The 14,438-nt window shown below is 61.5% G+C and carries 10 protein-coding genes; all 10 read left to right on the top strand.

The genetic code is table 11. The features are described 5' to 3' along the window. Window positions 1-170: 170 nt before the first annotated feature. The 10 genes from QQK16_RS08405 to QQK16_RS08355 all read left to right on the top strand — a co-directional run bounded on the left by QQK16_RS08405 (window position 171) and on the right by QQK16_RS08355 (window position 14,429). Entirely contained in the window at window positions 171-923 is a 753-nt protein-coding gene (locus tag QQK16_RS08405) for an SIMPL domain-containing protein (RefSeq protein ID WP_284196001.1), read from the top strand. A 544-nt stretch (window positions 924-1,467) separates the two neighbouring features. Then, a complete protein-coding gene (gene tssC / locus QQK16_RS08395; RefSeq protein ID WP_308447002.1) occupies window positions 1,468-3,510 on the top strand; it encodes a type VI secretion system contractile sheath large subunit in 2,043 nt (680 codons plus the stop codon). 31 nt (window positions 3,511-3,541) lie between these two features. Then, window positions 3,542-4,165: an Hcp family type VI secretion system effector gene (locus QQK16_RS08390; protein ID WP_284196000.1), complete on the top strand. Its 624-nt coding sequence runs from the start codon at window positions 3,542-3,544 to the stop codon at window positions 4,163-4,165. A gap of 16 nt (window positions 4,166-4,181) precedes the next feature. Next, window positions 4,182-4,565, top strand: coding sequence for a hypothetical protein (locus QQK16_RS08385; RefSeq protein ID WP_284195999.1), 384 nt, complete (start codon window positions 4,182-4,184; stop codon window positions 4,563-4,565). 203 nt (window positions 4,566-4,768) lie between these two features. Continuing rightward, window positions 4,769-6,580: a type VI secretion system baseplate subunit TssF gene (gene tssF, locus QQK16_RS08380; protein WP_284195998.1), complete on the top strand. Its 1,812-nt coding sequence runs from the start codon at window positions 4,769-4,771 to the stop codon at window positions 6,578-6,580. After that, window positions 6,544-7,671 carry a type VI secretion system baseplate subunit TssG gene (gene tssG / locus QQK16_RS08375; RefSeq protein WP_284195997.1) on the top strand — a complete coding sequence of 376 codons (1,128 nt, stop codon included), beginning with the start codon at window positions 6,544-6,546 and terminating at the stop codon, window positions 7,669-7,671. The genes tssF and tssG overlap by 37 nt, the downstream gene beginning before the upstream one ends. After that, a complete protein-coding gene (locus QQK16_RS08370) occupies window positions 7,668-10,139 on the top strand; it encodes a contractile injection system protein, VgrG/Pvc8 family (protein WP_284195996.1) in 2,472 nt (823 codons plus the stop codon). The genes tssG and QQK16_RS08370 overlap by 4 nt, the downstream gene beginning before the upstream one ends. Continuing rightward, on the top strand, window positions 10,136-12,811 hold the full coding sequence (locus QQK16_RS08365; RefSeq protein WP_284195995.1) for a DUF2169 family type VI secretion system accessory protein: 2,676 nt from the start codon (window positions 10,136-10,138) through the stop codon (window positions 12,809-12,811). Before QQK16_RS08370 ends, QQK16_RS08365 begins: the two co-directional genes overlap by 4 nt. Next, window positions 12,808-13,878 (top strand): pentapeptide repeat-containing protein, encoded by a 1,071-nt coding sequence (locus tag QQK16_RS08360; RefSeq protein WP_284195994.1) that lies wholly within the window; start codon window positions 12,808-12,810, stop codon window positions 13,876-13,878. The genes QQK16_RS08365 and QQK16_RS08360 overlap by 4 nt, the downstream gene beginning before the upstream one ends. After that, window positions 13,875-14,429 (top strand): DUF3540 domain-containing protein, encoded by a 555-nt coding sequence (locus tag QQK16_RS08355; RefSeq protein ID WP_284195993.1) that lies wholly within the window; start codon window positions 13,875-13,877, stop codon window positions 14,427-14,429. The genes QQK16_RS08360 and QQK16_RS08355 overlap by 4 nt, the downstream gene beginning before the upstream one ends. The last annotated feature ends 9 nt before the right edge of the window (window positions 14,430-14,438 follow it).

The following is a 14,438-nucleotide window of genomic DNA, read 5'->3' as shown; positions in this document are numbered from 1 at the left end:
CTTGGCAAGTCAAATATTGCCCAATGCTCAATCGATCATTCCGACGGCATAATTCGTTACAGTGACCACGCCTGCCCGGCAGTGACTGAGTGCGCCCAATTGGGCGTCCATAGCAAGCACGCAGCAGCGCGGTGTCACCCATACCTGTTATCTTGCTTGAGGAGCATCCCTTGTCACTATCCGAACGCCCCGCCAGTGGCGGCCTCGCACTTGGTGTCAGCATCGCCTTAGGCTTGGTATTGTCCGCCGGCATATTGAGCTATGCGCTTGATCGCGTTGCGGGCGATAAGCAATCAATCACAGTCAAAGGGCTGGCTGAGAAAACCGTGCAGGCCGACCATGCCCGCTGGGCCGTGGTAGTGCGTGGCCAAGCAAGGACGCTGCCGGACGCTTTTGCCGACTTGCGCGCCAATCAGCCCAAGTTGCTGGCTTTCTTCAAGGAACAGGGCTTCAAGGACGCCCAGTTGAGCAGTGGCCGGCAAACTTATCAAGTCGTCTATAAGCGGAATGAAAAAGAGCAGCAAACTGCCGAGGTGGAAGGCTATGTCACCGAGCAAACGGTGCTCTTGAGCAGCAACGACGTGAAATCAGTGGAGAAAGCCGCTGGCCAGATTGTAATGCTGCAGGAAAGTGGCCTGCCGGTTTCGGTTAGCGACCCGGAGTTCCTGGTAAGCAAACTCGAAGAAGTGAAGATGTCGTTGATCGCCAGCGCTACACGCAATGCCCGCGACCGGGCCACCGAGTTTGCCAAGACTGGGGATGCGACGGTGGGCGCCATGAAATCTGCCACCCAGGGCTCCTTTTACATCCTGCCGGCACAGGGCGGTGGCAGCGACGATGACTATGGCGGTGCTTACGATAAATCGACCATAGACAAGCTGGCGCGTGTGGTGGTGACCGTGCAATACGGCATCAAGCAGTAGCCAGCCGCACCGATTTTGCAAGGGCTGTCGCCATCGGCGGCCCTTGCCCCGCCTGCATCGATGGCTTCAGCGCCATCATTCACGCCAACCATTCTGGCGCCCCCCTCCCCCTCGGTTACCACGCGGCCAGCCGTTTTACCGCCGCAGGGTAGTTGCGCTCCGATTCTTGCAATGCGGGTTGTTTTGATCCCATGGCGGGTCATATGCAACCCATGCGCCCAGATCAAGCTCCATCTGCATTCGCTGCTCCCAGCCCTTGGATGCCGCGGGTGATTCTTTACCCAGGCCATGCGAAGATCAAAAAAATACTCTTTCAAATCAAGCAAATACGAAATTCGTATTGCTGGCATGGGACTTGTATATAGAGGCCTCCCACAAGCGCAAAGGCTTGCCCTGGCGCTTACACGGCGAGGTTCGCACCCTTGGCTACATCAAGCGGACCGCGTTAGGTATTGGCGCAGCAACGATGGCATGGAACTGCCATCTGCCCCATGGCCGCTTGCGTCGGATCGGTTCGGATCTTCAGAAAGGGAGCAGACAAACCATGTTGGGAAGTGTTCAAGACAAACTATTGCGGGTCCGCCCGCCGCGGGTGCGCATCACATACGATGTAGAGACCGGTGGTGCCTTGGAGAAAAAGGAACTGCCGTTCATCGTTGGCATCCTGTCAGAGCTCAATGGCGACTTTCTTGCCGAGCCCTTACCCCCGCTCAAGGATCGCAAGCTCACAGAGATTGATCGCGATAATTTCAACAAGGTCATGGAGAGCATTGCCCCCAAGCTGGCCATAGGCAAGGTACCCAATCTGCTGCCTGGCGCCCCTGCCGACGCCAAGCTGTCTGGCACGCTGTCTTTCAACAATATGGAAGACTTCACGCCGGTGAAGGTGATACACCAGGTCGATGACATGCGCACGCTGTATGAAGGGCGCGCCCGCATACGTTTTCTGCAGTCCAAAGCCGAAATCACCGACAGGCTGGCGCGCTATCTCGATCTGGTCGTTGCAGATAGCGACGACGGCAAAGCGGCCCGTGCCGAACTGGTTGGCCTGTTCAGTGCCACTGCCAAGCCGGACGATTGGGCGAAAGTCACCCCTACGGGCAAGCTGGCAGATCTGGTTGGCTCCAGTGGACTAGCGCTGGATGCAGACGCCACCGCGACCCTGCTGGAGTTGATGGGCCAGTTCGCTGTGGATGTTGTCGCCAGGCTGGATACCTTGCTGGCCGACGCCACAGCCCGCGCCGCGAAAAAAGGCGCCGCCCCTTTGACGGGTTCTGCAGCACTGATAGACGACCGCGTGGCGGAAGTGGATCACGCGCTGGGCCTGCAGCTCGATGCCATCATGCATGCCGAGAATTTCCAGCGGCTGGAAGCCACCTGGCGCGGCTTGTTCTATCTTGTGTCGCGCACTGAAACCGGCGCCATGCTCAAACTGCGCGTGCTGAATGCGTCGAAGAAGGACCTGCTGGATGACCTGACCAAGGCAGTGGAGTTTGATCAGAGCGGCCTATTCAAGAAAATCTATGAAGCCGAATACGGCACCTACGGCGGCGCGCCCTACAGCATGCTGGTGGGTGACTACGAGTTTGGCCGCCACCCCAATGACATGACTTTGCTGTCCAAGCTCGCTGAGGTCGCCGCTGCTGGCCATGCACCCTTTATCGCGGCAGCCTACGCCAAGCTGTTCGATCTCGAAAGCTTTGAAAACCTGGCCAAGCCTCGCGATCTGCAAAAGATATTTGAGAGCGTCGAACTCATTAACTGGCGCGCCTTTCGGCAAAGCGAAGACTCTCGCTATGTCACCCTGACACTACCACGCGTGCTGATACGCCTGCCTTATGGGCCCGATACCCTACCCTGCGAGGGCGTCAACTACCAGGAAGATGTCAGCCGCGACCCAGCTGCAGCCGTCAAGATGCCCGATTCGGCAAAGTTCCTGTGGGGCAACCCGGCATTCGTGCTGGCCGAGCGCATTACCAATGCTTTTGCCATCTATGGCTGGACTGCGGCAATACGCGGGGTAGAAGGTGGCGGTCTGGTTGAAGGCTTGCCGGTCTACACCTACCCCAGCGATGACGGCGATGTGGAGATGATCTGCCCTACCCAGGTGGCGATTACCGACCGGCGCGAAAAAGAACTGAATGACCTTGGCTTCATGGCGATCTGCCATTGCAAGGGTTCTGCCAAGGCGGCGTTCTTTGGCGGGCAGTCCACCAATCAGCCCAAGCTGTATCTCTCGGACCTCGCCAATAGTAATGCGCAGATATCGGCCATGTTGCCCTACATTCTGGCCGCCTCGCGCTTCGCTCATTACGTCAAGGTGATCATGCGGGAGAAGGTGGGCAGTTTCCTCACGCGGGGCAATGTAGAGGCCTTCCTCAATACCTGGGTCAGCCAGTATGTGTTGCTGGACGAAAGCGCTGCCCAGGCAGTCAAGGCAGCCTATCCGCTCAGTGCTGCCAAGATCAGCGTTACCGAGGTGCCAGGCTCGCCAGGCAGCTATCGCGCCACGCTCTTCTTGCGTCCGCACTTCCAGCTTGAGGAATTGACCACCTCAATCCGCCTGGTGGCCGAGCTACCCGCCTAATAGCCCGAATGAATGCTGAAAGGAAAGCACGATGGATCTGATTCTCTTGCAACCGGGCGACAAGACGCTCTTTACCGGCAGTGACGGCGGGCTTAACAGTTGGGACAAGGGTGGCAGCCTGATCAATACCACCGACTGGGGTACGGGTGGTGACGCCACGGTACAAACCTTTGGCGGCACCCCCAATATCCCATTTGATGGTACGGCCTGTATCGAGCTGGTATCGGTACACCAAGGCATGAAGCAGCAGATGACGACGGATGTCTCCAACTCTGCGCGCACCTCAGGCCGCCCCATCATCACCGAGTTCACCTGCGTCAAGTACGTCGACAAGCTGTCGGTCAAGTTCTTCGATCTCTGCCTGCGCGCCAAACCCCTGGGCGCAGGTAAGGATCAGCCGACGATGATCTACATCTGCCGTAACTCCGGCGACAAGACGGCGAACATACTGACCATGGCATTGCGTGACGCCATGATCAGCGAAATCCAGTTCCAGTCGAATCCGGATGACATGCCCACTGAGCAGTTCAAGCTCAACTTCACCGAAATACTCTGGAAATACACCGTCCAGTTGGCCGACACCAAGACGGCAGGTGTGGTGCCTGCAGGGTGGAGTCTGGCGCGCAATCGCCCCATTGGCGAATTCACGCCGTAGGCACTGGAGGCATGCCGTGCAGTTCCTCTTCGACAAACTGGTGGCTCGGCCCGACAGCCTGGCAGCTCATGGCGAAGAGGCGCTGCGCAAGGCCATTCTGTACCAGCTCGATTGGCTGGTGGGTTGCCGCGAATGGCTGGCCGAGCAGCAAGGGACGGGCTTGCTGGACATCAGCATGCCCGACCCGCTGTCTCTGCCCGCGGGTGGCCCCTTGCTGCAGCACTATGCCGAGCGCCTGCGCAAGTTGATAGAACTACACGAACCCCGGCTGATTGGGGTGAAGGTAGAGCTACTACCCACCAGGCAGCCACGGCACCCGTTCCGTATCGGCGTGACCGCCATGCTGCGCGATCTGCCGGAGGGGCCCGAGCTACGGTTTGAACGCGATGGCGGTGGCTAGCCAAATTGCCAGCGACGGGCAGCAGCACGCCCCCTGCCGCCGGGATGATGTGATGGACCGCCTGCGCATAACCGTGCCGGCAAGAACGACTGATTTCAACTCTTAGTCTGGATGCGTGCCATGACACCTGCACTGATCTTGCCTGCCACTGCAAAGCCGCTGACCCGGCCGGGCACGGGCTTGTGCGGACAAGGAGCGGTGTGATGGACCGCAGTCTCAGCTTCCGCGACTACTTTGAGTCCGAATTGGGTCAGCTGCGCGAGCAGGCAGTGACCTTTGGCCAGGACTACCCGGCAACCGCGCAGGCCTTGGCCCTGGGTCAAGGCAAGTCGGGCGACCCGCATGTCGAGCTACTGATGCAGTCCTTCGCCTTCCTGGCTGGCCGGCTGCGCCACCAACTGGATCGCGATGCCAGCCAGCTGCCCAATGCGCTGATGGCCCAGCTCTACCCGCACCTGGAAGCGCCCATACCCAGCCTATTGGTGGCCGAGCTGACACCCAGGCCAGATGCCAACTATGCCCAGGCAGTGCGGCTGGAGCGCGGCCGCGAGTTTCATGCCCTGGCGCGTGACGAGGCGGGACGCCATGTGCGCTGCCGCATGAGCGCCTGTTTCGACATCCCCCTGGTGCCGCTGGAGATCGTCGAGGTCAGGCAGATATCCACCACGGCGTTTGATGGACTCAGCAACGACCCTGCCGTGCATTCGGTATTGAAGCTACGGCTGCGCACCACCGGGCAGCATCCGCTGGCAGCCCTGGCGCTGTCGAAGTTGCGGTTCTATCTCGATATCGAAAACCCGGCATGCTGGCGCCTGTATGAGCTGCTCAGCCTGCAGCTGGCCGGGATTGCCACCCTGGATGGCAGCCAGCAATTGCGCCGGCAGGGTGCTGACGCCCTGCGCTGGCTGGGTTTTGACGACAGCGAAGCCGCAGTAGCGACCGATATGGTCACGCATCCCGGCTACCGCCTGGTACAGGAATATTTCGCCTTCCCCGAGAAATTCTTGTTCTTCGAGCTGAGCGGACTGGACTTTGCTGGTGCCGGCCAGGAGGCTGAGCTGTTGTTGCTGCTCAAGAGCACGGTGGACAAGAGCCTGGACCCCGGTCCGCGCTCATTGCGCCTGAATTGCGCCCCACTGGTCAATCTGTTCCCCCAGCGTATCGAGCCCTTGGCGCTGGACCATTCCCGCTATGAGTATCGACTCAGTGCCGACCTGGCCCAGCACCGCCACACCGAGATCTACCGCATCGAAACCCTCACGGCCATCCGGCCCGGCGAACCGCCCAGGCCCTTGTCGCCCTACTTCGCCCTGGATGGCTTCGACCGGCTGGAGCAACAGGATTACTTCTACGTTACCCGTCGGGATGAGAGCACGGTTCGTAGCGTACCGGGTACCGAAACCTATGTGTCCTTTCTGGATATGGGCTTTGACCTGCAGCGTCCTAGTGACGAGACCATAGGTGGGCGTGCGCTATGCACCAATCGCCGGCTGGCCGAGCAACTCTGTGCCGGCGACAAGCTCACGCTGGAAGGTTCGGGGCCGGTCAAGGCTGCCCAGGTGGCATCCAAGCCCACGCCACACCAGTCACCGGTACTGCTGGGCAAACAACCCTGGGCGCTGATATCGCAATTGTTACTCAACCATCTACCGCTGACAGGCAATGCCCAGGGGCTGGGCGCTCTCAAGAGCATGCTGCGACTCCACCTGGGGCGAGCCACCCTGCTGGGTGCCAAGCAGATAGACAGCCTGAGCGGATTGAGCACCGAACCCATCGTCCGCGCCTTCAACCGGGACGGCTATCGCCATATGGTCGAGGGCTTGCATATCACCATCAAGATAGACAGGCAGCGCTTCGAAGGCTGTAGCCCAGTGCTGTTTGCCGCCGTATTACGCCGCTTCTTCGCCCTGTTCGCCAGCGTCAATATGCTGACGGAGTTGAGCCTGGAAACCCATGACGTCAAAGGAAAGCTGAAAACATGGCCACCCATGGCTGGCGAACAAGTCGTCCTCTGAGCGAGTCGGTACGCAGCGAGGCGAGTCGCTTCGACTTCTACCAACTGGTGCGGCTGCTGCTGGCCGAGCGGGGCGCGCAACCCGAGCTGATGGATAGGCACCTGGCCTTCCAGGCCAATCTGGGCGCGGCGTTCCCGGGCCACGAGGTGCGCCAGATCGACACCATGGCAGATGGCCGCACCATGCTGCAGACAGGTAATTACGTCCTGGCGGGGTATGCCGGCCCGCTGCCGGAGCGGCTGGTGGAGCAGATGCTGGAACGCATCCGCAATGGCGATGAGATCATGGCTCGCTTTCTGGACCTGTTCAATCAGCGCATCAACAGCCTGCGCTACAGGCTGAAGGCCACCTATCGCATGGGGCTTAACCTGCAGGCCCCCCAGGACACCCCGCATGCCCATATGCTGGCGGCCATCATGGGCATGGCAGCGCCTGGCTTGGCTGAACAGATGGTATTGCCCCGGCGGGCGTGGCTCAGCATGGCCGGCCTGCTGGCCGACCCGCGTCGCAGCACGCCGGTGCTGACGCGGGTGCTGTCGCGCTATCTCGGCGCACCGGTTCACCTGATTCCCCTGCAAGGTGCATGGCGAACACGGCCAGAAGAAGACCAGACCCTGCTGGGCCGCCGCGCCTTTACGCTGGGGCAAACGACCCGCCTGGGTGATCGCGCCTGGCTGCCTGCAGCGCGGATTGCACTGGAGATCGGCCCCCTGCCCTATGCCGCTGCCTGCAAACTACTGCCCAATGGCCGCACCTGCCGCGGGCTTGCCTATCAGCGCGTGGAGGCACCACGTTACGCCCTGCTGGTATCTCGGCGGCGTAGCGGCCATGGCTATCGCCACCGCCAGCTGGCCGAACTGATACGTTTTCTGCTGGCGCGTCGGCAGGATGCGCTGGTTTGCCTACGCCTTGAGAGCACTCAAGACGTACCTTCGCGCCTCACCCGGCAAGCCTGGCAACCCGGCCCGACTGGCGAAGGCTATTGGGGCATGCGGCTGGGACAGACAGCCTGGCTGGCAGGTGGTGATCGAAACCAGCACCAGGCGCGTTGTATCGTTCGTGCCTTTCCTGCTGCAGGAGGTGCCGCATGAATGCGCCAGAAGACCGCATCGGCATCACCGATGTAGGCAGTGTCGAGCACACAGCCCTGTACCTGCATTGCGCCATATTCCTGGACAGCCAGGACATCATCGGCGACGAGACATTCCGCCTGGTCAGCTTTACCGGGCAGGACCAGGTATCCGAGCCCTTTGAATACCAGCTGGAACTGCGTGGCAATAGCGGCAAGCCGGGGCGTGAGTTGCGCTTTGACCAGCTGATAGGCAAGGCCGTTACCTTTGGTGTGGGATTGCCCATGCCAGAGCAGGTTCAGGACCCGACTGCCATCGAGGCATCCAGCGAGCGTTTTGCCAAGGCGATAGCCGGGGGCGCAAGCGATGGGCTGGCCCTGTTCAACGGCATCGTAGCCGCCTTCGCCATGAGTGCGCCCGGCATATACCAACTGACTGTGCGGCCCGCTCTCTGGCTGTTGACCCTGGCCAATCGCTATACCTTGTACCAGGACAGCAACATCAGCGATACCTTGCTGGCGGTGCTGGGTTATCACCATATCGACGTCGATGTCAGTGCCGTTGGCGGACTAGCGCTGGCACGTACCCAGGACTGGCTGCAGGTAGGCGAGTCGGATTACGACTTCCTGCGCCGCCTGATGGGCAAGGCCCATCTCTACTTCTATTTCAAACACACCGCACGCAGTCACACGCTGGTCCTGGCCAACCGGCCAGAATACCCCGAGGCGCTACCTGGCCGGAAGCTACGCTACACCTTTACCGATGATACCGAGGGTGGCCTGTCGCAGTTTGATGTGATCGGCGACTACCGCTATCAGCAAAGCCTGCAGATCAGCGCTGTGCATACCGTATTCACCCGTCAGGACGAGGCCTGGCAGGTGGATGGCTGCGCTGGCATCTATGGCTTCAATGCCGCCAAGCCCGATGCGTCGGATGCCGGGCGGGTGTTCCGGCAGCACAAGATTTTCCAGTACGGTAGCAGCCGTTCTGCCGCCGAGCATTTTGCCAGCCTGACCGAGCAGGCCAGCCGCAGCGGCGCCAGCCAGCTTAGTGGTCAAAGTTTCTGCCCGATGTTCCGGGCCGGCTTTCGCTTCACCATGACCGAAGACGTCATGGAAGGCTCGCCCATGCCGGTACGCCCCAGCCTGAATCTGCGCCAGTTCGTGCTGACCAAGGTGGAGCACGAGGCCAGCCTGGATGGTAGCTACAAGAATCGCTTCGAGGCCACCGAGGCCGAAGGCCTGGTGTCGGCTTTCTCGCTGGCGGACACCCAGCAAGGCTCGGTGCTTGCAGTTGTCGTCGGCCATGCCGAAAGCGTCACCCCTCCGACGGACTGGCGTTTCCTCAAGAAAAGCGACTTCGATCCAGGCCGCAGCAGCTACAGCGACAAGGAATCGGAAGACCAGGCCGAACTGCAGGCAGTGGGTGCCTTTGTCTGCCTGGCCACGGATACGGCCGGCACCCGCCGCTGGGTCAAACTGGCAGCACATATGCAGACCGTGCCCGAGATAGGCGCGCAGGTCATCGTCGGACGCTCCAATGATGAATCCGAGCTGCCAGAGCTGCAGCAGATCGTGTCGAGCTGTGGCAATACCACGGTGACACCTTCCACTTGGATCGCTAGCACCAATGTGGGTAGCAGCTATGGCACGCGCTACGGCGATGGCCAGAACATCAGCTTTGGCGCCAGCTCCACAGCAGACCTGAGCAAGGCAGTCGATGTGGTGACCAAGGCCTACGCCACCGGCAAGTTCCGCGAAACCAGCTACGGCCAGGGCGCCAACTATGGCTTGTCCACTGCAGAATCGACCGCGCCGGATGCCACGCAGGACCTGTCGACGACCTATGGCTCATATGGGCCAACCAGCGATCTGCTGCGTGTGGATGAGTCTTTCGGTTCCAGCTTCGGGCGTAGTACCGGCAAGGTGTCGTCCAATATTGTGGACTATGGCATCAGCTACAACCGCGCCCGCCATGACAAGACCGAAAGCTACACAACCGTAGACGATACGGCCTACACCGAGAACACGCACAACGGTAATGTCACCAACAAGACCACCATCAATGCCACCAGTACGTCCACCGAGACCATAGATATACGCAGCAACAGCAGTGCCATCGGCGTCAGCAACAGCAATGAGGCCGTAGGGATAAGCAATAGCAATAGTGTAACTGGGGCCAGCAACCAGAACACCCTGACCGGCGCCAGCCTGCAGATACACCTGACAGGGGCCAGTTCGACCAATAGCGCCGTTGGCGCCAGCATGGATCTGAGCGCGACGGGTGCCAGCATGCGCATCAGCGTGACCGGGGTCGCCACCGAAGCCTCCAGCGTGGGTGCACGCAACACCGTTGATATCGTTGGCGAGAACGCCACGGTCAAGGTCAGTGGGCCTGGCATTTTGTTTCAATCTGAAATGCCGGTCATGAAATACGACATCAGCGGTATGGAAATCTCGCTGATCTCTGCCTTGAAGATGATTCTATGAAGACCATCAAGCCACTTAGCCTGGGTCTGCTCACCCGCCCCTGGCGGCAACATGGTGGTCACCGGCTGGCCGTCGCTGCAATAGGCTTCTTCCGGCTGGGGGAAGCATCCCACCGCTTTTTGCCCGAAGCCGAGCAATGGCCCTTGCTGCTGAAGGCATTGCCGCCCGGCAAGCCCCTGGATGAGATCCATCCCAAGCCCCACGGCGAGCTGCTATTGGCAGGAAACGCCTATGCGCCTGCCGGTGAACCTGTAAGCAGCCTGGTAGCCAGCATGCGCCTGGGCGAGGTCGAGAAGCAGCTGCGCGTCTGGGGCGACAGGCGTTGGTATTACGGGCCTTGGTACCGCATCAGCGAGCCGCAACCCTTCACTTGCATGCCCTTGCTGGCAGAGAAGGCCTTTGGCGGCCCCAAGCATGCAGACAACCCCGTCGGCGCCGGCTATACCGGTAACCGCCTTGCAGGCTGGATAGGTACCAACGAAGGTCCCATGCCCAATATCGAGCTGGCGCAGGTGCCGGTGGATAGCCATGTGCGCAAGTTGGTGCCCGCCTTGCTGGGCCCCTTGGAGCAAACTCTCCCGGCACGGGCGCAATGGGTGGGTAGCTATGATGAGCAATGGCTGCTGGAGGATGCGCCAGGACTGGCAAGGGATCTCGATGCCCGCTTCTTCCAGGTGGCACCAACGGATCAATGGAACGAAGGCCCCTGGCGCGGTGACGAGCACTACAGCCTCGACCATCTGCACCCTAGCCAACCCAAGATAGAAGGCCAGTTGCCCGGTTTCGCCGCCCGCGCTTATGTGAGGGAAAAAGCCAGCAGTGAAATACGCGAAGTGGCCATGTCGCTCGATACCGTCTGGCTGCTGCCCGAGGCCATGCTGGGGGTCTGCATCTATCACGGCAGCGCGCCGGTAGCCGACCCTGATGGCCTGGATATCGATGCCGTTATGGTGGGGTATGAGGCGCTCGCAGCCCCCAAGGCCCAGACCCATTACGCCGAAGTGATGCAACTGCGTAGCGACGAAGCCACCGCCGTATTGCATGCCATGAACGAAGCACAGCTGGCCCCTGCCCTGCCGGCAGACGTGCAAGCCGCGCGAGCGATCGCAGCCACCCAGCGGCAAACCGAGCGCCAGGAGAAACAGCAGGCTCGGCTGGATGCCCACCTGGCAGATGTCTGGCAACAGATCGGCACCCAGCCCCCGTCCGATTATGTCCCGCCCAGGATCAAGGCCTCACCCATGGACATCGACTACCCCTCGCTTCAAGAAGGCGAGGTTGACCTTGGCGCCTGGTTGTCTGGTATCACTGCGATGGCACAACAAGCCCAGCAAGATGGCGAGGCAAAACTGGCTGAGGCTGCCGAAAAGGTTGCTGGCATGGCCCCCAGCCCGCTACCGGATGCTGCGGAAACGCGTGAGCGCCACTACAGCCGCGCCGCCCAGCCGGCCTGGGACTTGGTGGGCGGTGATGATGCCAACGTGGCACAGCTGGATCACGCCTTGCAATTGGCGGCCGAAGCGGGCAAACCGCTGTCCAGCGAAGAACGCGCCAAACTGATTACCGATCTGGGAAAGCTACCCGCCCTGCAGCGCCAGGCTATGCGCCTGCTGCCTGCGCCGGCTGAACCACCGCTGGCCGACGACCTGGCGAAATGGCTGGGTGAACAGATACGCCAATGGCGCAAGGGTGGTGTTGCGCTGGCCGGCCGGGATTTGCGCGGCGCCAATCTGGCGGGGATGGATTTTCGTGGAGCCGACCTGCGCCAGGTTTGTTTCGAGTCTGCCAATCTGCGGGGTGCCATACTGGCCCAGGCCGATCTGCGCGGCGCCAGCCTGGTTGGCTGTCATCTGGAGCAGGCCGACCTGAGTGGCGCCTTGCTGGACGAAGCCGGCATGGCCGCCTGCCACGCTGCGGGCGCCAACTTGGCGGGCGCCAGCCTGCGCAAGGTGCTTGCCCCCAAGGCAGATTTCCATGGTGCCGACTTCACGGGCGCTGTGCTGGAGGACGTGCAGCTCAACGAGGCCATGCTGCAAGGCAGCAAGCTGACCAAAGCCGTGATCGCCCGCACCTTGCTGACGGATATACGCGCCGGGGGCAGCGACTGGCAAGGCGCCAGCCTGATGCAATGCCTGTTGCTCAAGGCCGATCTGCGTGAAACCGACTTCCGCGAAGCCCGCCTGGAAAAGACGGTACTGCTCAACGCCAGGCTGGATGGCAGTGACTGGCGCAAGGCCGTGGTATTGCGCTGCGCCGCCATGGGCGCCAGTGCGCTGGGCCTGCGCGGTGATGGCTTATATAGCAGCGGTAGCGGTTGGCGTGGCATCAACTGGCAGGATGCCAGCCTGCGCAAGGTACGCCTGATCGATTGCGACCTGGCAGCAGGCAACTTCCATCGGACCTGTCTGGTGGATAGCCTGCTGGCGCGGTGCCTGTTGCAGGATGCCGACCTCACCGACAGCGAACTGCGCGGCGCCAATCTGCTGCAATCCATCTGCCGCAAGGCCAGCTTCAGGGGCGCAGACCTGCGCCGCGCCAGTCTGCGCCAAGCCACGTTGGACGATGCCGACTTCACCGATGCCCGCCTCGACAATGCGGATTTCGACCCCGCCAGCTGGCGGCGTGTGCAGCATAGGCTCAAGGCGACCGTCGCGCAGAGGGAGGCCGTATGAACCCCTTGCGCGATGCGATCGACCGGGCCACACGTCTGGGCCGGCCGGTACAGGATGCCACTGCGTCGCAGTGGTCTGCAGCTGGCAGCCAGCTGGCTGACCTGACCTGGCACCGCTGCGGCTTGCCAGCGGCAGATCTGCGCGATGCCGACCTGAGCAATAGCCGCTGGGTGCAATGCGATCTGCGCGGCGCCGATCTGCGCGGTGCCAAGCTCGATGGCGCCGCCTTTATTGATTGCCAGCTCGACCACACCCAGTGGAACGATGCCCGCACCACCAATGCCGCCTGGGTGAAATGCACCATGGCTGGCAGCGACTGGCGGGGCGCCTGCCTGGAAGTCAGCAACTGGCTGCAGTGTGGCCTGCAGCAAGCCTGCTTTGCGGCGGTGGGGCTAAAGCGTTGTGCGTTTGCCGGCAGCATCACCGCACAGTTGGATTTGACCGATGCGCGCCTGCTGCAGTGCGCGTTGACCGGCTTGAACCTGGCAGATGCCTTGCTGGGTGGCTTACAGGCTGACACCGTGGCCTTTATCGGCAGCAACCTGCTGAACCAGAAGCTGGCGGGCTTGGTGTTGCCGCGATGCAATTTTGATGGCGTGGATTTTGGCAGTACTGATTTCAGCGGCACCGACCTGACCGCCACCAATTTCCACGGTAGCCGCCTGGATCAGGCCTGTTTCAATCAGGCACAGGCCGGCCATGCACTCTTTCTCGAAGCACAGCTGAATGCTTGCCGGTTTACCGACAGCCAGCTTCAGTCGGCCCTGTTTGTCCGCGCCGTATTAAATGGCTGCGACTTCAGCGGTGCTGCATTGGCGCAGTCGGTGTGGGATCACGCCCGCCTGACGGATTGCGACCTGCATGGCGTGCATTTCGATTACGGCCGGTTTGACCATGCCCGCTGCAACCGCAGCAACTTCAGCCATTGCGGTTTTGACCGGGTCAGGTTGCATGGGGCCGTGTTCGACGACTGCGACTTTACCGGCGCACGCACTGCGCTGGCTTATCAGACCGACCAGGCATTGCTGGCGGCCGAACAACCTGTGTTGAGCCTGGAGTCAGCATGATGACGACAAAACGCCCCCTCCCCGAGCCTGTCATGCAGCAGCAGGTCAACTACAGCGAAGCCGTGGTGGCACTGTCGCTAGGTGGTGGCCGGCTTTTGCTGGATGACGGTTGCGCAGCCCGTACGGCGCTGTCCTGCCTGCTGGCGCCCCAGTCGGGAGACCGTGTGCTTTACCTGGCGGCGAGTGGGGGCGAGCGCTGGGTGCTGCATGTCCTGTCGCGGATGGATGCCGGCGAAGCCTGCATAGAAGTGGCGGGCATTCCGCGCCTGACCATTGCTTCGCCCGAACTGACCCTGTGTGGCGAGCGGCGGCTGGCGTTGATCACGGCTGACGAGGCCGATCTGACCGCTGCGGGCCGGCTCACGCTATCGGCCCGCGACCTGACCTTTAACGTGCTGGGCAGCCTGCTGCAGTCGGCACGCCATGTGGTTGGGCGGTGCGAGACCTGGCTGATGACCGCGAGCGGCCTGGGCCGCTTGCACGCCAGGCAGACGCTGGTAACGGCGGACGAAGATATCCGTGCCGATGCCGAACGCATCAGCCTGGGCTAGGAGGCGCTG

It is taken from the genome of Chitinimonas prasina (genome assembly GCF_030160395.1).
Lineage (GTDB): Bacteria > Pseudomonadota > Gammaproteobacteria > Burkholderiales > Chitinimonadaceae > Chitinimonas > Chitinimonas prasina.
The sequence above is the reverse complement of the archived record's forward strand: the minus strand, read 5'-3'. Positions and strand labels throughout refer to the sequence as shown.

Bases quoted from the DNA above. Each gene is read 5' to 3' on its own strand.
- QQK16_RS08370 (WP_284195996.1), top strand. From the start codon at position 7,668: ATGAATGCGCCAGAAGACCGCATCGGCATCACCGATGTAGGCAGTGTC.
- QQK16_RS08390 (WP_284196000.1), top strand. From the start codon at position 3,542: ATGGATCTGATTCTCTTGCAACCGGGCGACAAGACGCTCTTTACCGGC.
- tssC (WP_308447002.1), top strand. From the start codon at position 1,468: ATGTTGGGAAGTGTTCAAGACAAACTATTGCGGGTCCGCCCGCCGCGG.
- tssF (WP_284195998.1), top strand. From the start codon at position 4,769: ATGGACCGCAGTCTCAGCTTCCGCGACTACTTTGAGTCCGAATTGGGT.
- QQK16_RS08365 (WP_284195995.1), top strand. From the start codon at position 10,136: ATGAAGACCATCAAGCCACTTAGCCTGGGTCTGCTCACCCGCCCCTGG.
- QQK16_RS08360 (WP_284195994.1), top strand. From the start codon at position 12,808: ATGAACCCCTTGCGCGATGCGATCGACCGGGCCACACGTCTGGGCCGG.
- QQK16_RS08355 (WP_284195993.1), top strand. From the start codon at position 13,875: ATGATGACGACAAAACGCCCCCTCCCCGAGCCTGTCATGCAGCAGCAG.
- tssG (WP_284195997.1), top strand. From the start codon at position 6,544: ATGGCCACCCATGGCTGGCGAACAAGTCGTCCTCTGAGCGAGTCGGTA.